This window comes from Paenibacillus sp. FSL M7-1046 (assembly GCF_038007405.1).
Lineage (GTDB): Bacteria > Bacillota > Bacilli > Paenibacillales > Paenibacillaceae > Paenibacillus_AQ.
Window position 1 is genome coordinate 6,456,445 of sequence record NZ_JBBOXB010000001.1, and the last position, 20,092, is coordinate 6,476,536.

General features: G+C 42.5%; 20 protein-coding genes and 5 pseudogenes. 1 reads left to right on the forward strand and 24 read right to left on the reverse strand.

The features are described from left to right. Positions 1-22: 22 nt before the first annotated feature. Genes NYE29_RS28710 through NYE29_RS28725 form a run of 4 tightly spaced genes read right to left on the reverse strand, consistent with a single transcriptional unit; the run spans position 23 to position 3,590 of the window. The gene (locus NYE29_RS28710; RefSeq protein WP_038591310.1) at positions 23-910 is read right to left on the reverse strand and encodes an ABC transporter permease; all 888 of its coding nucleotides are present in this window, start codon (positions 908-910) and stop codon (positions 23-25) included. Then, complete coding sequence (locus tag NYE29_RS28715) at positions 907-1,896, reverse strand: ABC transporter ATP-binding protein (protein WP_340898533.1); 990 nt, start codon at positions 1,894-1,896, stop codon at positions 907-909. The genes NYE29_RS28710 and NYE29_RS28715 overlap by 4 nt, the downstream gene beginning before the upstream one ends. Then, positions 1,893-3,011: a hypothetical protein gene (locus tag NYE29_RS28720; RefSeq protein ID WP_340898534.1), complete on the reverse strand. Its 1,119-nt coding sequence runs from the start codon at positions 3,009-3,011 to the stop codon at positions 1,893-1,895. The genes NYE29_RS28715 and NYE29_RS28720 overlap by 4 nt, the downstream gene beginning before the upstream one ends. A gap of 54 nt (positions 3,012-3,065) precedes the next feature. After that, positions 3,066-3,590, reverse strand: a complete 525-nt coding sequence (locus NYE29_RS28725) for a sigma-70 family RNA polymerase sigma factor (protein ID WP_076109256.1) — start codon at positions 3,588-3,590, stop codon at positions 3,066-3,068. A 482-nt stretch (positions 3,591-4,072) separates the two neighbouring features. On the opposite strand from NYE29_RS28725, the pseudogene NYE29_RS28730 reads away from it, so the two are divergent. Further along, positions 4,073-5,255, forward strand: a pseudogene (locus NYE29_RS28730) (IS256 family transposase). A gap of 605 nt (positions 5,256-5,860) precedes the next feature. Here the strand turns inward: NYE29_RS28730 and NYE29_RS28735 are convergent. The 20 genes and pseudogenes from NYE29_RS28735 to NYE29_RS28845 form a co-directional block, all read right to left on the reverse strand. Beyond that, the gene (locus NYE29_RS28735) at positions 5,861-6,352 is read right to left on the reverse strand and encodes a transcriptional regulator (protein WP_340898537.1); all 492 of its coding nucleotides are present in this window, start codon (positions 6,350-6,352) and stop codon (positions 5,861-5,863) included. Positions 6,353-6,533: 181 nt separating this feature from the next. Beyond that, positions 6,534-7,256, reverse strand: a complete 723-nt coding sequence (gene mauJ / locus NYE29_RS28740) for a methylamine utilization protein MauJ (RefSeq protein ID WP_340898538.1) — start codon at positions 7,254-7,256, stop codon at positions 6,534-6,536. Between the two features lie 47 nt (positions 7,257-7,303). Further along, positions 7,304-7,474: a hypothetical protein gene (locus tag NYE29_RS28745; protein ID WP_340898539.1), complete on the reverse strand. Its 171-nt coding sequence runs from the start codon at positions 7,472-7,474 to the stop codon at positions 7,304-7,306. Positions 7,475-7,633: 159 nt separating this feature from the next. Further along, complete coding sequence (locus NYE29_RS28750; protein ID WP_340898540.1) at positions 7,634-7,990, reverse strand: hypothetical protein; 357 nt, start codon at positions 7,988-7,990, stop codon at positions 7,634-7,636. Between the two features lie 308 nt (positions 7,991-8,298). Next, positions 8,299-8,583, reverse strand: coding sequence for a restriction endonuclease (locus tag NYE29_RS28755; protein ID WP_340899830.1), 285 nt, complete (start codon positions 8,581-8,583; stop codon positions 8,299-8,301). Next, complete coding sequence (locus tag NYE29_RS28760; RefSeq protein WP_340898541.1) at positions 8,514-8,909, reverse strand: hypothetical protein; 396 nt, start codon at positions 8,907-8,909, stop codon at positions 8,514-8,516. The genes NYE29_RS28755 and NYE29_RS28760 overlap by 70 nt, the downstream gene beginning before the upstream one ends. 12 nt (positions 8,910-8,921) lie before the next feature. Next, positions 8,922-9,665 carry an NPCBM/NEW2 domain-containing protein gene (locus NYE29_RS28765; RefSeq protein WP_340898542.1) on the reverse strand — a complete coding sequence of 248 codons (744 nt, stop codon included), beginning with the start codon at positions 9,663-9,665 and terminating at the stop codon, positions 8,922-8,924. A gap of 266 nt (positions 9,666-9,931) precedes the next feature. Continuing rightward, the gene (locus NYE29_RS28770) at positions 9,932-10,939 is read right to left on the reverse strand and encodes an AlbA family DNA-binding domain-containing protein (RefSeq protein ID WP_340898543.1); all 1,008 of its coding nucleotides are present in this window, start codon (positions 10,937-10,939) and stop codon (positions 9,932-9,934) included. 186 nt (positions 10,940-11,125) lie between these two features. After that, positions 11,126-11,476 (reverse strand): annotated as a pseudogene (gene tnpA, locus NYE29_RS28775) (IS200/IS605 family transposase); the annotation flags it as partial. 107 nt (positions 11,477-11,583) lie between these two features. Continuing rightward, positions 11,584-12,777 carry a transposase gene (locus NYE29_RS28780; protein WP_076114670.1) on the reverse strand — a complete coding sequence of 398 codons (1,194 nt, stop codon included), beginning with the start codon at positions 12,775-12,777 and terminating at the stop codon, positions 11,584-11,586. Between the two features lie 130 nt (positions 12,778-12,907). Next, a pseudogene (locus NYE29_RS28785) lies at positions 12,908-13,043 on the reverse strand (transposase); the annotation flags it as partial. 192 nt (positions 13,044-13,235) lie between these two features. Continuing rightward, the gene (locus NYE29_RS28790) at positions 13,236-13,718 is read right to left on the reverse strand and encodes a hypothetical protein (RefSeq protein ID WP_340898545.1); all 483 of its coding nucleotides are present in this window, start codon (positions 13,716-13,718) and stop codon (positions 13,236-13,238) included. 120 nt (positions 13,719-13,838) lie between these two features. Next, on the reverse strand, positions 13,839-14,042 hold the full coding sequence (locus tag NYE29_RS28795) for a hypothetical protein (RefSeq protein ID WP_340899833.1): 204 nt from the start codon (positions 14,040-14,042) through the stop codon (positions 13,839-13,841). Positions 14,043-14,230: 188 nt separating this feature from the next. Continuing rightward, positions 14,231-15,094: a DUF5677 domain-containing protein gene (locus NYE29_RS28800; RefSeq protein ID WP_340898548.1), complete on the reverse strand. Its 864-nt coding sequence runs from the start codon at positions 15,092-15,094 to the stop codon at positions 14,231-14,233. 78 nt (positions 15,095-15,172) lie between these two features. After that, positions 15,173-16,410, reverse strand: a pseudogene (locus tag NYE29_RS34685) (site-specific DNA-methyltransferase). 69 nt (positions 16,411-16,479) lie between these two features. Next, positions 16,480-17,059 (reverse strand): annotated as a pseudogene (locus NYE29_RS28825) (superinfection exclusion B family protein). Between the two features lie 208 nt (positions 17,060-17,267). Next, a complete protein-coding gene (locus tag NYE29_RS28830) occupies positions 17,268-17,639 on the reverse strand; it encodes a hypothetical protein (protein WP_340898556.1) in 372 nt (123 codons plus the stop codon). A gap of 76 nt (positions 17,640-17,715) precedes the next feature. Beyond that, positions 17,716-18,348, reverse strand: coding sequence for a hypothetical protein (locus tag NYE29_RS28835; protein ID WP_340898558.1), 633 nt, complete (start codon positions 18,346-18,348; stop codon positions 17,716-17,718). A 186-nt stretch (positions 18,349-18,534) separates the two neighbouring features. Further along, positions 18,535-18,750, reverse strand: coding sequence for a hypothetical protein (locus tag NYE29_RS28840; protein ID WP_340898560.1), 216 nt, complete (start codon positions 18,748-18,750; stop codon positions 18,535-18,537). A gap of 759 nt (positions 18,751-19,509) precedes the next feature. Then, entirely contained in the window at positions 19,510-19,959 is a 450-nt protein-coding gene (locus NYE29_RS28845) for a hypothetical protein (protein WP_340898562.1), read from the reverse strand. Positions 19,960-20,092: the final 133 nt, after the last annotated feature.

Here is a 20,092-nt window from a genome sequence, read left to right on the forward strand (position 1 = left end):
CATATTTTCTGAAACTCCGTATTTATAAATCTTTCCGCTGAAACCGCAGCAAGCCGATTATGAAAAGAGCAGCAGTATAAACCGCAGCGTAGACCACAAATGAATTCGAGGGAACTGAGTTCAAATTAAGAAGTGAAAATGCGCCGCCACTGAACGAGACCATACCGCCTAGATCGTCCAGACTGAACAGCACAGCTGTCATTTTGCGCTGCAAACCATCAACCGGCATGAGCATTGACATGAAGCCTGTCATATTGTTTAGCATATGAAGTGCATTGCCTTCCAGGCTCAGCGCTGAGCTCACCTTATCAATCATACCTCCCAGCCAGCCCGCTCCGTAAAGCATCGTCATAAATACCCCGTTCCCGAGCGCCGAAAAAAATCCTGAGCCCAGCATCGACAATGTGATCAACAGCGGAACACTTGAAGCAAAAATCAGGAAAGCTTTAACTAAGGCTGCCATATCTCTAGGTATTGCGGCATGGGCATTCGTAATGAATAGAATAGCCGCGAAAAGTATCAGTGCGTAGAGTAACCCCAGCGTGACATAGCCAAGCCAGCGGCCGAGATACCATTTCCAGCGTGGAATCGGTCTGGGCAGCATCGCCTGCATCACTCCCTGCTCCGCTTCCCCGGCAATGGCCGAGAAGGAGCTGAAGATCGCCAGAAAAGCGATGACAAACGATCCGAAGAAAAACCCTAACGTCAGTATAAATGCCCCATTCGTAAACCGCTCAATAAGAATACTGCCATTCACGATTCCGGACCCGCCGCCAAAACGTCGATCTCCGCCGATAGTGCCGGCCACAAACCAGAAAGCAAGCAGGAAGATCACTGTCATCACCAGGGTCAGCATCATCACCCTTTTGCGGAGCATTTCCTTCCAGGTCATCCCGAGTATAATTCTCATTCCCGCTCCCCCCTATGGCTCAGTCCGGATACCGCATCCATAAACCATTCCTCCAGACGCTCTTTTTTACGCTTCACTTCATATAAAGTCAAACCCTGTTCTATAAAAACCGCATTCAGCCAGCCCACCTGCTCTTCACTTTCCAGCTCTGCTTCCAGCCATACAATTCCACTATTAGGATCCGTTCCCTGCAAGGAGTCCCGTTCCTGCTTATCTTCACCAGAAGAGATGTTGATTGACAGTCCGGTAAAATCATTCAGCCAGAACAGCAAAAAAGGCGAAAAGCCACCCACTTTAAAATGCCAGCTCGTTCGCTTATTTAATATTTCTGATACTGTGCCGTGCCGCAGGATAAGACCGTTATTCAGCAGTGCCATCCGGTCGCACAGCACCTCAACATCCTCAAGCAGATGAGAGTTGAGAAAAATAGTGATTCCGCGCTCCTTCAAGCGCTGCAGAATACCCCTGACTTCCATGCGTCCAATCGGGTCGAGCGCAGATGAAGGTTCATCCAGGAAAACGATCTCCGGCTCGTTCACCAGCGCGCAAGCCAGTCCCAGCCGCTGCTGCATGCCCTTGGAGTAATGCTTGACCCTGTCCCGTCCGCGTTGTCCAATACCCACCTCATTAAGCAGCTGAGGAATTCTTTGATCGGCCACGGTTTTATCGATCCGGCATAATCTGGCATGCAGCCGCACAACCTCTTCCCCGGTTAGCCATTCCTGATAGCGGTACAGCTCCGGCAGATAACCGATCTTCATCTTGGCTTCCAACGTACCAATTTTATGTCCTAACAAAGAGGCGCTTCCGCCTGTAGGATGGATAAGTCCAACCAGCATCTTCACAAAGGTGCTTTTCCCGGCACCGTTGGGGCCGAGGAAGCCAAAGGCTTCCCCTTTCCCCACAGTAATCGTTACATCCCGGCAACCGCGCCCGTTGCTGTATTCTTTGGTCAACGAGTTGGCTTCTATTGCGGGAATGCTCATGATGTGATCAGCTCCTGCAGTTTCGTCATAAACTTAGCTTTGTCCGAATACACTTCTCCTCCGGAGAAATCGAACAACTGGCCGTTCTTCACCCAAGTCGCACTATATTGCGTTCCTCTGCCATGTTCGTTTTTATTAAAAATAACCGGTGTCCCGTCAATAGTGATTTCTTCTGAGAACTGACCCTTAATCAGCGGCAATGGAATGTCGCCGGATAGAATCCGGCTTTGCTGCAAACTGGATTTCAGATGATCCGGGAGAAGCGGAAAGTCAAGGACAGCCTTAACGGCTTCTTCTACGTCTATAGACGGATCTACCGTCACTATTGGCGTATTCATCTGAGTAAAGCTCGCCCAATGCTGATTGTCCGTGGATAAATCGTAGCGGACGATCTCAGGAATAGCCAGAGTTATCGGCTTGCCATCTATAGATTCCGGTAGCAATTGATCTGATCCCAGGCGCAGCAACGCTTCGTTAACTGCGTCGACGTTCAGCGTAAGGGTCATCTCCTGGGAAGGACTAATCCAAGCAGACTTGACTTGGTCAAAGCCTTCCCCGCTGACTGCGCTGTACCCCAGCGTTTTCTGCAAATCATTTATAGGCACCGCTCCATCGATGGTTCCGGACGAACTCGAGACCGCTCCGAATTTACTGACAGCTTCGCCGACAGTTCCCCCCTCGGTAATCTGATTGAAGATATTCCGCAGATCGCTTTCATTCACAACTGTTGGTTCCTGCATCCGGAATTGGTTCAGGATTGCTGCCATAGCCGTGCTTCCTACTGGAGTGGCGAGAATAGCAGCGAAGATAGCTACACTGGCTGCTGTTGCCGCCCACTTCCGCCGTCGGTTCATCTGAGGCCGCCGAGTCCGTCTTCCCGTTTTCTTGCCTTCCGTAGTAGAATCAGCCAGCCCTGTTATCTGCGTCATTGCAGTCCTACCACCGGCTGTACCAGCTGTAGAAGCAGCATCTATTAAGGGATCGTTTGTCGTTGATTGCTGGCCCCAAGCTGCCCATACCGGATTTACCGGTTCCTGCGCAATGCTGTCTTGCAGCCTGGCCCAAGCTTCATCCATATTCAGCTGATCTGATTCATGTTTTATAGGATTGGTCATTGATCGTTCCTCCTAAGTAATATATAGAAGCAAAATTTCCAAACGCCGCTGTCCTCACGGTCTAGTCGTCTGCGGGAGCGTCTCTACCGCATGCTGCCTTAGCTTCGTTGTGGCCCTGCTTAGCAGTGTCCCGACAACCGGCGGCTTTACACCGAGCTCTCCGGCGATCTCTGCGTAGCTGTAACCCGAATACCTCAGCAACAGCGCCTGTCTGTCTCTGTCCGGCAGGCTGTCCAGCCAGATCCTGACATCCTCCTGGTCCAGCTTGGCGAGCACCACCTCTTCACCTGTAGGCGGCGAGGCCCCAATATCGAAGAGGAGCTCCTGCTTATTTTGCAGCCGCCGTTCTCTGGCTACTTTATTCAAATAATCATATCCGACCCGGGTAAGCACTCTATGCAGCCAGGCACCGAGCGCTCCGGGGTCATCCGGCGGATTGCGGTAAAGTCTTAAAAATACATCCTGGGCTAAATCATCCGCCGCCGTCTCATCCCGTACCAAAGCAGCAAGTTTGCGCCGTACCACAGGATAGTGTTCATAAAATAAAGCTTTGAATATATCAGATTCCGGAATATCCATTGTTTAAATCCTCCTTATCAGCTGCAGCTATAAGTAAGACGAAGCCTGGAGCTTTTTTGTATCAGAGAACGTCAAAAACATCTTACCACAACAAGTGGAAACGGCTTTGTCGTCCTTTTTAAGGACGGTACCGTTTCAGCGGGAAATAGAAGGATAATTTATAGCGTGAAGCATATAAAATCTTATATTTACAAAAAAAGCAGCCCCTTTTTATGAAAAAAGGAACTGCCGGTATCTTCTAATTAATTTGAGAGGTGACGTTAACAATGGAAAAGATGTGTATGGAAATAATGATGAATATGTACATGGAAGACATGATCCTCTAGGCTTCCCCACGCTTTCCACACCTCTTTCTACCCCTCTTTTTTAAAGTCATGATGGCGTAAAATAAGTTGTGTACCAAGATTTGGAGCCTAGTCAGGCAACAAAAAAGTAGGGTATTCTCGGGATTGCGAAGTCCACCAAGAAAGGAACCCTACTCGATGACTATTTTACCCGAAAACCAGCTGAATAATCTATTTGAAAATCTTGTCACTCAGTTTGTCAAAGACAACATGGAATCCATCATACGTGCCGAAATCCAGGCGTTCATGTCCAGTGAGGAAGCAGGTACACGCAATAGCCGCAACGGATACTACACGCGAGATCTGCATACGAAATACGGGTCTGGAGGTCCCTCGCGACCGCCAAGCCCTCTTCCAAACTCAGCTGTTTGAGCCGTACCAGCGGCGGGACGGTTGGCTCGAGGAGGCGGTGATCCAGATGTACAAATCGGGCATGGGAACCCGGGATGTAGCCCGTTTTATTGAAAGCATGTTCGGGAGCCATTACTCTCCAACAACCGTTAGCAATATTACCGCTACCGTCCTTGACGATATCCACCAATGGCAGAAACGACCGTTAAGCAAGCGCTACTCCGTGATCTATCTGGATGGGCTGTACGTGAAGCTCAAACGGGGCACTGTCCGTGGGGAGGTGGTCTATTTTGCGATGGGTATCGACGAAGATGGACAACGTCAAATCCTGGGGTTCTACGTTGGCGGTCAAGAGAGTTCGAATGGCTGGCGGGAGGTCCTTAAAGACCTGTACACCCGCGGAGCGCAGGAAGTGTTGCTGGGTGTATTTGACGGACTTCCAGGGCTCGATGCTGCCTTTAAAGAGACGTACCCGCAGGCGGATGTGCAGCATTGTGTCGTGCACAAAGTGCGAGCCACGTTCCCCAAAATCCGAATCGAGCACAAAACGGATGTCTTTGAAGCCCTGAAGACCGTGCATACCGCACCGGATGAGGAAGTGGCCCGGGCTACCTTTGATACGGTCAAGGCCAAGTGGAACAAGCTGTATCCGAAGGAAATGAAGTCTTGGGAGGAACAGTTGTCCACACTCCTAACGTTCTACAAGTATCCGGAATCCATCCGCAAAGCGATCTACACGTCGAACCCCATTGAGCGAATGAACAAGGAAATCCGCAAGCGCCTCAAACCGATGAACAGTTTGACGAATATGGATGCGGCCGAGAAAATCGTGTATCTAGAAATGCTAGACTACAATGAGCGTCATGCAGAACGGGTCGTCCCTGGCTTTGGTATGGATACCGTCAAAAAGAAGCTAAATGAGCTATTTGAAGCGCGCTACCCTTCCTTGCCCACACCCGGAGAGGAGTAACTGATAAATCCTGTTTCTGGGGGTCGGGGTTCCCCCTTCCCCCAGAAACACCTACACCCCCAACCCGTACCCGGGGAGGTACTTCTACTCTTTACACAAACTTCTTGACGCTACCAAAGTCTCGTCATGGATGTGATTATGTGATTTCCCTTTTCCAAACTTCCCGGGACTTAGGGGATTTCGTGATTTTTTTGTGTTTTTATCCCCTTTTAGAAGTAGCTTGATTGTGATTTCTGTGATTTCTATGATTTCATTCATTTTAGATTATGAAAGACCACGATATTGGCTTCAACCAGCGTGTTAACACTGAGATCTCAATAAGTACATACAAGACGAAGAAGCCCCACTACCTTGTCTTATAGTGCGGCTTCTGTTAGTAGTTATATATCCATAATTACCCACTTCTGTTAAGCTATCAACATGTCTATAGAAAAGAGGTAAGCGTTAGATGTTCAAATCAAAAAAGTTTCTGATTTTCATTGGTATCATTGCTTTAATAGAAATCCTTATTTTTCAAAGTGCTCCTCTGCGAGACGCTTTAACGATCAACTTTTTCCTTATTTCCATTGCTGCAATTCCAGTTTGGATCATTGGTTTAATTAAACCTACAATTTGATCTCGTCAATAGCTTCCTGGACGTCAAAGTCATCTTCAACTACTAACTGATTAAGCTCAATATCCGGTATATCTACAAATTCTGCAAGCAGCTCCCCGATCTCATCCGGATCAAAGCCGGACAAAGCCAGATCAACTTCGCCTTCCTGCAGCTCACTCAGCAACTGCGCCAAGGCTTCATCATCCCAGCGGCCTGATACCTTATTCAGCGCTAGATTCAGCAGATGCTCCCGCTCCGGGTCAAGGTTAACTACCGATACGGCAAGCTCCGTACAGCTCTGCTCATTCACCATCACCTTATAGCGCTGATGGCCACCAACCATATTTCCGGTCTGCTCGTTCCAGACGATGGGGTCAATATAGCCGAATTCATCCAAGCTGCGGCGAAGCTTCTCATACTCAGGATCTCCTGGCTGAAGGTCGACGCGGGGATAATAGATGGCTGCATTAAGCTGCTCAACCGGTATAATTCTGATGTCCATATGGACCCTCCTTTAAGTTGAGTTGGTTTCTCATCTTGGGACTGGCGCAGATTTCGACACAGGCCAACAGAACCTGCCCGCCCTGCTCTTTTCCTGCCATCATTGAAAAACGCACGTTCCTAAATTAAATGCCTCAGAACGGCTCATAGAAGACTATTTATAGGTATGAAAAAAGCACCCATTAAAAGGTGCTTAAATCTCGACTTTTCTCAATTATTGCGTTCTTTACTATTCTTTGAAATGACGGGAGTTTCTTTTGGATTTCTGATCTGACATTGTCAATATCTGTTCTTCTCTTTACATGTCCTACCTGGTTGCGTAACCAAGTATAAATAGTTTCCTTACTTGTTCGACGAGGATTTCCACTATCCTTATCCTCCATAGGCTCATATTGAGGCCTAGTTTGTATAAAACTATCGACGTTTTCTTGATTATAGTACAACATGTTTATTATTCCGTACAGGAACATAAATTGTTCGACAGCATTGTCATTTTTCAAAGCATATCTGTACATTCTAAGCAATGTTGTATCAATAATTTTTTCTTCCAAATTTCGTTTCAACTGAAGTATTTGGTCATCTGTTAAGGGAGGACTGACTATAGAAAATTTTCCGATCGCCCTATTCGAAAACTCTACCTTATTTGCGATGGACTTTAAGATAATAATAGGGTCTCCAAATTTTACTGAGTAAGTAAATGTAATTTTATCTAGTAGTTTCTCTAATTCCACTGCTACCTGATCTACGAATTCAGATTCATCTACCTCTTCATAGCACTCAAATTTAACCAAGAGGATTTTTAAACTAGATATAAGAATAACCCTTAGGTTTCCTATATTGAATTCAATAGGTTTATCAAACAAAAAGCTGCATGGAATAGAATACTCGATGTGATTACTTGACATTTTTCTTCCCTCCTTCGACATCACATTTCGACGTTCCGGAAGCTCTACTAAGACTTTAGGTATCTCGTTGCGTCTTCTATCATTCGCTTGACATTGGCTTCGATTTCCGCATTATTTTTATCGATTATATTTGCAAAAACCTTAATAATTGCTTCGTCTTGGATGCCTGCACTTCTAAGAGAGGCTTCAACTCTCGTTTTCGATATCCCCAGTGTCATTCTATCCCTCCTTCAAAGTCAGAATTCGACATTCAGGAAGGTTTTTCCTTCTGGCAAATAGGCCTGCCACAAAACTGTGCAGTTCCTTCCCAGCGCCCCCATATGCACCGTGTACACTTCTTTGGCTGCTTAGGGGGCTCTTTCAGTGGAAGACGGATGTTATTCTGTTTTATCCTCATGATCGTCATCCATTCGTGAATATAAATAAATCCATTGGCTCACATCACGCTTCGATACTGAACTGGATTTAAGTGCTGACTCCAAATCACGCTTCCAAGCTTCGGAACCAACGGCTTCAATCTTCCGCTCCAGTTCGGGCTTAGTCTTACTGAGCAAGGTCCATGCGGTGGTCTTAAGCGCTCTGCAGATTTCACCGATATTCTTGCTTTTGCTATCATCCAGCAGATAAGCAAGCAAGCGCTGCTCCTTAATATTGAGCCTATACGGTTTTGCGAGTGTTGCTGCAACCTCTTCGCAGGTCATTTCCAGATCCTCAAGCTCTGCTGCTATCTCCACAAGAATCATCCTTTCGGCATAATAAAAAAGCCGCCCAATAATGAGCGACTTCGGATATGATATGTACGATTTTATGCGAAAAAATAACGATTTTAGCGAAATTCGAACGTTTTAAAAGAACGGCGTCCGCTCCGCATCTGCAGCAAATGTGCTACGCTCTTTGCTTAAAATCTTTACGGACTTTGTAACAAAGGAGGACAAGACCATTTTACAGAGCCAGTGAAATAAGAGTCAAAACCGCCAAAGGTGAATATAAGGCTTGAGCACATCTGTTCACATATCATGCTGTTTATTGCTCACTTTTTCGCTTAAGCGCTCGTCTTAGCATTATTGGCTTTTTTAGCAGCTACCATCTTCTCTCTCATTTGCAGAAGCATTTCGATAAGCTCTTCACGGCCGATGAGACGCACATTATTTGACTTTGCTAGCTTATAAGCCTGCTCAGTATAGTCTCTGTTCGTTACAACCCAAGCAGCTGAAGCACCGTAATGTGAAACTGCCCCACGAACCTCTTGCACTGCCTTCAGTCCAACATTCTTGCTGTACCGCTTAGCCTGGACAACAATTCGCTTCCCGTCTTTGGATAGGACCAGATCAGCGCCGTAATCACCTGCTGCTTGTGTAACTTCAGCTTTGTAGCCTTGGACCGGAATAGGTGACCAAGATATTGTTCAAACTGAACACCTTCCATTTTATCGATCTCTGCAATACCAGACCTCTTCAATCTTTCTTCATGCTTCAATTTCCGCGATATCAGTGCCGCAATAACGACGGCTACGACAAGGATGCAAACAATAATTGAGACCTGTATTGATTTGGTCAAAGTATATGTTATGGCAAGTGATCCGAATAACGAAAGTACCATCACTCCGTTTATAAATTCCTCTTCCTGCTTCGCCTTACTCTTTCTTCTTGCCATTTGGAACCTCCGCTATTGAAAAAGCTTAGCTTCAACAAAGTCTATCATAGTTGAACTTCTATAATCTTCTCCTGTAGTTGTGAACTCAATTCTTAATTTAAGTACACCAGATGTATCCAATTTAATTTCTTTTGGTAAATCTCCACCTAACATTTCAGATGAATAGTATATTTCCTTCCCATCCGCGATAAATTTAACCATTCCTGGATTTGCACTATCTTTTGAATGGTCATCAATACCAACAAGTCCAGTGAGCTTTTTGTACTTACCATTCAAATTATATTCTATAGATCCTTTACCTGTATTAGATTGAAAAAACATGTTTTCTATAGCGATACCATGTATATATTCATTTTCAGCAATTATAAATTTCCCATTATAAGGGCTTAAAATATAGTCGCCAGCATTTACCCACTTGTTAAAGTGGAACTTCACTCCCTCTATATCTGTCCTGGCATAAGATAAATCCGACAAATATTTAAAATCCCCCTCTTTTTTACCAACCCATGCTGTTTTATTCTTCCCATCATAAGTAAAATCTTGACCGGAATTTTTAGCAAAAGAACTTGCTGAGACGTACAATTGCCCGTTATAGATAATTGATTGTGACGATTGTTTCTCAACACCATTGAACATGAACTTTACGTTTTCTAGTACAGCATTTAATTTTACATTAGTTCCGGCAAACACAGTAGAACCTACTACCAATGAACCTATTGTAAGTCCAACAATTAATCCTTTAAGCTTATCCTTCATTATGTTTCTCTCCCATGAATCAGTATGTATTTCCTAAAACATGGATTCGACAAATAACACCTATTTCCTTCCAATACTGCAGGGGATTTTTGAATATCCGTCAAAAACGAAAAAGCGAGAGGAGGTACGCCCCGGTTGATACTGCATTGCTGCAGCAGTGCGTGTCACTCTCGCTTGATTTCCACAGTACAAATATATCATGTCGAAAGCCTAATGAGCGGTCATTATGCCGTCAAATGTCGGTCAAATAGCGGTCATAATAAGTTTTAGTAAGGAATACCCAATGTATCCCATATTTCCTCTGCAGTAATTGCAACTTTTCCTTTAATGGAAGTGCACCCCTCAGCATATAAGTCATATTCAAAAGAGAGATATGCTTTTTCCGAATCAAGTGATCTTTTTAAATAATTTACTTCCCTCCATTTTGGTGATGGTACTAAAAGTGCTATTTCCAAATAGGTTTTTGGGTGGATTGCATCGTTAATGCCACCGGCGAATATTGTTCCTTGTTCTCTTTGGTCCTCGCTCGTTTGAAGTAATCTTTTTAGGTTCCAATTCCCGTTTCCATCAACACCACTCCTTTCTACATTCAGATGTTCACATGTTTTAATTCTAATTGATGGGTAAGTGGCAATGTACTTACCTTCATTTCTGATACAAATTTTTATGAAATATTCCACTTTAGTGTTATCGATACCAATTGGCATGAAAGAATAAAACATCTCAAGCTTAGGCTTTTGTCTTCTGCCAAAACTATCTTCTAACATATAGTGCTCCATCAACACAAAATTATCTGCTGCTCTTGTGTAATATTTGTTATCTTTCAATAATGCACGGTGCGGGGTAAGGTCGCTTACTGGAATATATGTAATAATAAACCCTTCGTCAATTTCTATTTCATCATTCACATATATTGGCTTATTAATAATCCCATTATTCATCGGTGTAATTGCATCACTAACTAGACTGTTCAAATCGGTCATGAACTTTCGCAAGTGCTTTATTGGACGTTCTTCAATAGCAATATCTGGTGACTCTCTGTTTAGTTCTTTTGCTTTTACTCCCCATATCAAAACTCCTCCTGATGCATTAGAGAAACCAGAGAGAGCTTTTGCGTACAAACGTTTATCATCATTCTGAATTCCCATAAAATAAGCATCGGACTTTTCTTTAAAATCAAGAAATAAATTTTCTTCTTGAACGTTAATCATAGACTTAATACCAGCGTATTCTTCTTCTATAATCTTTTCGTATATAAGTAAAGCGTTATCCATTATAGTATTTCACTCCATTCAAAATGAATATATATCTTTCTTTACAATCAGGACCACCCGTCCAACGGGTGGTTTGCTCTAGGGGTATAACCCCTCGTTGCCAAACTGCGCCTAAAGACGCTAGCCTGACCAACATTTGTTCAGGCTCAGTGTAATTTGTCATCTTCACTTACCCGTTAAACGGGCTTATTTCTTTTTGTTCCTTTTGTCACTGAATGGCTCTTCGTATTCTTTTACACTCAATTTGTCTATGGCTTGGTCATGTGCTTCTTGTTCACGGATGTATTTGGTTACCGTGGCTTCATTTAAACCCACGGTGCTCACGTAGTATCCTTCCGCCCAAAATTTTCGATTCCCATACTTCTACTTTAGTCCAGCATGCTTCTCAAAGATCATGAGCGAACTTTTTCCCTTCAGATATCCCATGAACGTGGACACAGCGATCTTCGGCGGTATCGCGACCAACATGTGCACGTGATCTGGCATCATGTGTCCCTCTATGATCTCGACTCCTTTGTATTTGAGCATTTTGCATAATTCATATTTCGATTGAGAGTCCATGGTTAGGCCACAGCGAAATCTCAGTGTTGTGAGAGCGGAGCGATAAATGGACAGACGGGCAGAATTTCAATGAATTTGAAATTTCAAGCGGCGTTTTGGACTCGTTGCTTGACGATGGCAAGTGCAGAGGCAAGTAACACAATCGCATTCAAATATTGGTGTGTTGTCACTTTTTGAATCCCCCAGACGTGAAGCTGGTCTGCAGTTAAATAGGTCTTCATTCGAGAGTTGCAGCGTTCTACACTGGTTCGTTTATTGTAAAGTTCCTTCCAGCCTCGGCTTTCCCGATGCGGCAACGCGTAACGCCGGAGATCCGTTTGACTGTTGATTTTAACCACCATTCCATAATTGGACGACGAACAAGTGACCATACCCAAAGGACAATCCACTTGACCTGTCGCATGTGGACAACGAAATTTCAAATGTACCTTTTCCTGTCCCCAATACGTCATAGGAAATCCCATCGAACAACAAGGCGTGCCTTTGCGGGTGATCCCCGCTGGCGGTTCCTTTTCATTTCGTGGATTCAGCGGAATAATGGCTTGCGCCTTGACGTTCCGGGCCGCCTCGTAGTTTTTCATTTGGTCGTAGCCCGCATCCAGCATGAAGAATTTCACTTTGGATTTTGCAGCGACAATCGTCATGAGTGCAGGCCCTTCGTCTCCGTCGTTCACATGGGCAGGAGTCACCTGGAGCACCATAGGAAGTTCACTCTTGGCATCGACGGCCAGATGCAGCTTATAGCCAAACCACTTGACTTTGTTGCCGAAGGTGTCGAACTTTGCACCCCAGTTGGCATGGCCAGTGAGCTCGCTTTTTCGCTTGGGTTCTTTTTTCTCGTAGGCGTGAATGGCTGCGCTGTCGATGGCGACATGAGTGCCGTCGATGATTCCAGCTTCTTGGCACTGAGCCACAAGATCCTCAAACAACTGCTTGGCAAGGCTTTTGCGAGTCAACTCGGCAAAAACCCGGCTTAACGTGGAAATTGAAGGGGCGGGGATGTCCAGCCGAAGTCCACATTGGTAACGGAAACGAAGGTCAAACTCCAGTCTGCGCGCTAGGCCGGTGAACGTATCGATGTTCTCTAAGGGAGCCGCGAGTAATGCGCGAAGAATGCCTTGACGGCAGTGCCCGTCCGCTCCTCGGGGTGAAGGATTTCTCAATTGTCTCGCGTAAGGTCGCAGGTCCAGTGCGCTGAAAAAGATGGGCAATCGCTCTTTTGATTCGATTTTTTGAAGCTCCTCAAAGGAAAATAGACTTTCTTGGAGAATATACAAAGGGGACTTCCTCCTCTTGAGTGTTTTGGTGTCGTTACCAAAAAACTTCTCCAAGTTGGGGTGAAGTCCTTTTTTATGCTCAAAATCTCTTTGTGTACCAAGGGCTTAGATTAATGCAAAATGCTCATTTACATAAACGCTTGAAGATTTCGATTAAATCTTTCCTTACTTGATTATATATTTCTTTCCGTCTATACTTCGGGTGAACACGATATGGTATTTGCACATCCACTTGTGTGAGCTAGACTATAGCTCTTGTTTGCCATCTTTGACCATTCCTTTCCATTGAGTCTGAACATCTCAATTCTATCGGAATGGTCTTGGTGGTCAAACCCTCGTTCCCTCCACCCGCATAGCGGGTGGTTTTTTGTTTCGTGCGTTTCACGCACTCAACTGGCTAAAGCCATAATAAAGAACGAGCCTAGTCGGCTCGTCCATTCATGTTACCCCGCAAAAGTTTAGGATAGAAATATCTTCTTTTGCTCTTTTTGATGTTTTTGATATTCAATAATTGCTTCGTTATGCTGCTGCTCAAGGAATTCCCGTTGATTAATGGCAAGATCGAGTATTTTCTGGAATTGTGATAGATTAAACGCTTTTTTAGCAAAGTTCTTTAACAGAAATAAAATTCCGATCAGTAAAAAACCTGAATATAAAATCAAAATGATCGTCGTAAATCCATATATGTTAGCATCATCAGGTTGCACCACTTTTGGAAGATCTCTTAAAATCCCTATTAAGAGTGTGAAAATTGCAATCATAGCAGTAATCATACTTGAAAACAGCGCGATCTGCTTGTAATCTTCAGTCAAAGTATCAACTTCAACCTTCATCACTTTTAATTCTTTAATAGGCCTAAGTAAAATATTAGATCTTAGCATCTCCAACTTTAAGAGCCCACTGTCAAAATCTTTTATTTTATTTATTCCTAACTCATCCACTATCTCAATGTAGATCTGCGCTCGATAAAACTTCTTCCTTCTCCAAAAAATGATCATTCACCACTTTTCAACTTAATCCCTCACTCCCTTTATATCGGTTTCCTCAAAATATCTTTGCATCTATATTTCATCTTTTTGTAACTCTATATCTATTTCAATCAGCTTCTTCAAATCGTCCACTGTCTTGATTTCAATCCGCCCGTCCTTGACCAACTTGGCTATGCCGGCCTTAACAATTTTGCGGTACTGAGCCTTGCTTTCCAGGATGCCGGATATAACTTCAAGCTCATACTGTTGCAATAAATCTTCATCTTTTGTTCCCATTGCGTTCCCCTCGGCTTCCGTGTATATTTGGAAACGAGACAGCGGATGTCTGGAAATGCCACGCGTGGCGCGCCGCTGTCTCAGCCGGGGGATACCCTGGGTGATCGGGGGGACGTTGACGCGTCCTCCTTTTAATTTGGGCAAAAGAAAAACCGCCCAACCATAGGCGGCCGAACAACTCTAAAGTATTAATCAGCATCAGGTACAAAATGCTTTGTTATTTCATCAAAAAAAATATTAAAGTCCTCCAATTGATCTTTTAAATAAGTTTTTAATAAGTATGCTGTGCACATCGAGAAGAGCCTCGTACCTAAATATATTTGCATTTGCAATGTTTCCATTGATCTAAGAGGTTGGAACATCACCCCTCCTTCATCCGTTCTCCTGATCCCATCCAAAGAAACGAATCCGTGTGCTTCTAATGAAAAGTTAGAATAAATCAAATCATAAACGTCTTTCAAATTGACTTTCGCAGATAGCTGCTTAAGTGAACGTGGTCCTTTGAAAACGGAATACCAATTAGGATGGAACTCCGGATTCTTCCTTTGAGCTACAAGACTAACCTTTAATCTCATCCACTCTTTATAGTTGCTGCTCTGATAACCGTTCAAAATAATATAATGATCATCGATTTTTTTTTGTAGTTTTTCTGCTGAGAGGCTCCCTTTTATATCAAGTGAAAGGGCCCTTTCACAAGCTTTTATCTCTTCCATTGCAAAGCCGACATAATAATAATTCGCCCGTTCTTCAATCTTTTTATAATCAATTAGCAAATAAGAAAAGTTAGCACTCGCTTCAAATAAGGATCTAAGAACCACTACAGAACTACTTTTAGAATTGTGATCTACTAATAAGAATAATCCATCAAGTAGTTCCAATACATTTCTGTAGAGAGATAGGACAATTATTTCAGTATTTCTGAACTTTTCGTTATCTCGTATTATTCTTTTCATCACTAGATCGCCATAACTTATACATTTGCTTAAATGTACTTTTTTCAGTTCATCCTCAGAATAATCACTATACAACCTATCTATCTCGGTTTTTAACATTATTCAAACCTCCATATGGAAATACCTTAATGTAGCATAACACAAAGGAGATTTTTCTAGCACATACAGCAATACTTTTTAAGTATCACGATGAAGTAAAACAGGCTCAATATCAGTTGCGATCTGATACCGCAATTTGATCACATCACAAAATACCGGATCAAGCTCCGTTGTTCTACAGGAGCGGTCAAGCTGCTCACAGGTCATTAGGGTAGAGCCACTGCCACCGAATAGGTCGACCACAGTGCCTCCACGCTGGCTACTGTTCTGGATTGGAATAGCCAACAGCTCCAGTGGTTTCTGATTCGGGTGAAAGTACTTCGAAACATCACCTCGAGAGACATCCCAAATAATAGTTTGAGTCCGATCTCCATACCAACTAGGTGACTTCCCTTTGATATGAGCATAAAATACTGGCTCATGCTGAAATCTATATTGCGATCATCCAAAACTTGCAGAATTTTTGACCCAAATACACTGCTTTCTACGCACAATACCAGCTGCGTTCATCGCATTCTCGAAATCCCTCTGATACCATGTCGGGTGGAAGATATATATGGCCGCTGTAGGCAGCATCACTGTCACATAGTTCTGGAAAATAGCATACAAAAAGCCCGCAAACTCATCTGCGGGCATGTCGTCGTTCAGGTACCTGCTTCAGCCATACGGGCCGAGTCGCTTTTTACCGCTACATTATATGGTGGGTCCGTCACTACCAGATCCGCCTTGACTCCGTCCATTAGCCTGGAAACATCCTCTACATTCGTAGTGTCACCACATAGGATATGCCGGCCAAGCTGCCACACATCACCACGGCGTGTCTCAGGCTCTTTAATCTCGTCAAGAGCTTTCTGGACGTCGAAGTCATCTTCAACTAATGACTGATTGATCTCAATATCCGGTATATCAACAAACTCTGCAAGCAGCTCCCCGATCTCCTCGGGATCAAAGCCGGAAAGCGTCAGATCCGCCCCGCCTTCCTGTAGCTCACTAAGCAGTTGCGCCAAGGCTTCATCATCCCAGCGTCCTGACACCTTGTTCAGCGCCAGATTCAGTAGCCGCTCCCGCTCTGGGTCCATGTTGACCACCGATACGGCCAGCTCTGTGCAGCCTTGCTCATTCACCATCACCTTGTATCGCTGATGGCCGCCCACCATGTTGCCGCTCTGCTCGTTCCAGACGATGGGGTCAATATAGCCGAATTCGTCCAGGCTGCAGCGAAGCTTCTCATACTCCGGATCTCCCGGTTGAAGGTCGACGCGGGGGGTATAGACAGCTGTATTGAGCTGGTCGATCGTTATGATTCTGATGTCCATAGTAATGCCCCTTTCCAAAAGAAAAAGCACCGCAAATGGTGCTTTTTATAAATTCATAGATTTTCAATCTTACCATCCATTCCATTCCGAATCTAATTCGGCAAATTCCGCCTCACTATCGCTTATCTTTATTAACTCAGGGTGTTTTTTTAAATATTCACTTGCCCAAGGTTGGATATTATATGAAAAATAAACACCACCTTGACTAAGGCTCGCTGATCTAGTAATAATTTGATACGTCTCAAGTTCGTTTACCACACCATCATTCATTGGGCACTTGGCTTGTTGTGTGATTGATAAAATATCTTGATAGGATAAGTTTTTCTTGTGGAGTCAGCCTATGCAATTTCTGATTTCTGAACTTGATTAAACCTTTTCTTTTTTTCGCCTGGGATAAACCCGTAAAGAATTTTTGAGTAATATTTATTAACGAAATAACACCGGACACGAGAAATACCGCACCGATCCATGATTTATAATCGTCAATTACTGTAGTTAGCTTAATGAAATCAGTAAACTCTGATGGTAAGAACAAAGCTAATCCTGTGATTAAAAATATAATCAAAAGATGCTTGGTGCTAAGCATTAAAAATTCTACAGCCTTTGTCAAAAACTCCAAAATAATCGCCCCTTTTGATTTAGAAAGCATCTAAGGTAATTAGATCCTAATCGGCTTTTTTGTGTTGTGTTGGTTTTCACCTTCAATCAAGTAAAAAATCAGCATCAGACGAAGGGAATCCATCCCCCCTGCTCTTTACCGCTCGTCATGACACAAAAAACACGTTCTTGCATCCAACGCCTGAGAACGGCTCACAGAAGGCCATTTAAGACTTAAAAAAACCAAGGTTGTAATGCATTCACTTTTCAGATAGATACCTAGAAAAATAGTATCTACCATAATCCATTACATCATAAAGATTGCTGTTCAATGTATCGTATGAGTTCGGTGAATTCTGCTTAGCAAAAGCATCGTCTATAAATGAACGATAAGTGTTATACAAGTGATTTTCTATGATAAACGGTTCAACTTTGGATCGATAGTAGTACTTGTATTCTTCAGCCATCGTAGACCTAATCTCTTTTAAGCATGCAAGCGCAGCTGATTTGTTTGATTCAAGCAATTTCATACCCTTCTCAGCCAAGTCAACATAGTGCTTAACGCGTTCTATAACTTGTTCTACTGAAATTTCATTTTTATCAAAGAGTAATACCGACTCAGTCAGTGCCATTGTCCACTCACTCTCCTATTATATTTTGATAATGAGGTTTCTTTTATAAAGAAAGAGAAAAGCACCCGAAGGTGCATTAATTAAGACCATAGTTTTTTGCAAGTAAATCAAGTCGCTCCAGAATAAATTCTAACTTTTCGTCGTCATTAATATTTTTTTTATAATCATCAGCAAGACTCAAAATGTACTGAACCACTTTAGAATCATCTTTAAGCTTTACCAATACGGGATTCAGAAATTCTTTTAGAACATCTGCGCAAACACCCGCGTCAAGTTGTCTGGGATTCATTCCCATAAGCAATGAATCTGTGTTTTCTCCTAAATACTCTAAGAATACTCTACTGATTTGAAAGAACCGTTCTATTTGACTTTGGCTCATATTAGTATCTTTATCAATATACTCTTCAAGGCCAAAACCTTCACCAACATAAAAGAGTAAATCACTGGCTCTTAATCGTTTGGAGTAATCTTTCGTAAGAACATCAATCGTTATAGTGTCATTAACCATTTTAGTTTTTCTTTCTATAATGAATGAGCCAAGAGAGGGGCTAGGTTTTACAATTATTTCTTCCTCGCCTCTTCTAAAACTCCAATAAAAATTAGTCGAATCCATTTCTATGCCCTCTTTACTGAGAACAATCTTACAAACTTGAAAACCCTCGTCAATTAAAGCCAAATACTTAGCGTGCTGTAATGCAATCTCTGACATCTTATTAGCCCCTTCCGACACTATTCATTCTTCTAGAGATAAATTCTTCCTTTTAGGAAGGTTTTTCCTTCTGACATTTCACTTTAGAACAAAACCGTGCGATTTCTTCCCAATGGCCCCATATGCAGCCCTTACACTTAGCCGGCTGCTGAGGTGGATCTTTTAAGCGCCGCTGTTGCTTCTTCTTCAAATTAATTCCCCAAAAATAAAAAAGCCGCCCAATAATGAGCGACTTTGGCTTTGATATGTACGATTTTCAGCGATAAAACTACGTTTTGGGCAAAATTCACACGCTTTTAAGAATGGCGTCCGCTCTGCATCCGCAGCAAATGCGCTGCGCTCTTTGCCTAAAATCTTTACGGACTTTGTAACAAAGGAGGACAAGACCATTTTACTTACCAAAGGAAATGAGAGTCAAAAGGACCAAAACCGATTTCCGACCATTCCTGGTACACGGACTCTCGAATCCTTAAAATCTCTAACTCTTTCATATCTACATGCCTGCCGATGGATTATACTGTAAAAAATAAAACTAAGTAGGCCATATGTTTCGAGAACCTTTAAAAAAGCATTGATCCGGATAGCAATTGTCATTCCTCTTGGATTAATACTGGGACTCATTGTAGATCACTATTCGAAATAGAAGAAGCGAGAGGAGGTGCGCCCCGGTTAAGTGCCGCAGGTGCGGCCGTACGTGTCACTCTCGCCTAATTTCCACAGTACAAATATAACATGGTGATGTTCTAATGAACGGCCATTGTGCGGTCAAAAAACGGTCTGCTTTCGGTCATTTTTTTTGCAAGCTTTATAAATAAGAGAATTAGATAAAAACTCTGTGGCACAAGACATACCAAACGCCGTTATTGCTAAAAAGTCCGAAAGCTTAACACTAATAAGATTATTATAACTAAAATAAACAATTGAACTTATTCCAACAACAACAACAACAAGTATTGATATAAATATTCTGCCTAAATATTTTTTTTTAATAGAAGTTTTCAAATTTCTTTTATTTAGTTTCAAATAAGAACTATAAAGAATTAAAGATAATGCCAAAACTATAGTCAGACTATTAATAAAAATAAGTAATGAGAAATCATTATTTTGTAATCTTAATATCCCAGTATTAAAAAAACTATAAGCAGGGTTAATTGAATGAGGTTATAAACTAAATTCTTCATAAAGATTTTTCTCAACAATCTCTTCAGTTATTTTAGGAAGTATGTAAGAAATAAAACTGAAATATTCTCTAAACTCTTCTTCACTAATTGAACATTTATTACCTCGTTCTAAACTGATAGTTAAATTATATGTTAGTGAGTATTCCTCATTACTTTCATCATGGAACACTCCTAAACTCCCATAAGCCAGTCCCTCATTCTCCATCAAGATCTTTAAAGCTAATTTATTGGCTTCTTCAAAATTAATAACCTTTATTAGAGAGTACAGATGTAATGCATTTATAGCCTTTCTATACCAAATAGCAATTCTATGACTATCTGTTTCTGTTTTCATTGAAATAATAAACATCTCTTCTTCCTCTTTAAATAAATACGGAATATTTAGTTTGTTTAAAATTTCAGATAAATTTTTTATTGTTTTTTTATCCATTTTCCGATCTCCTCTATGACCCTTTACCTAAACTCCACCATCTTCACATTATGTGGAGAAATTATAAGACTATCCATAGGATTACTGCATTTAAAACCAACGAGTTGATGTTGAAAATTATCATTTAAGTAAG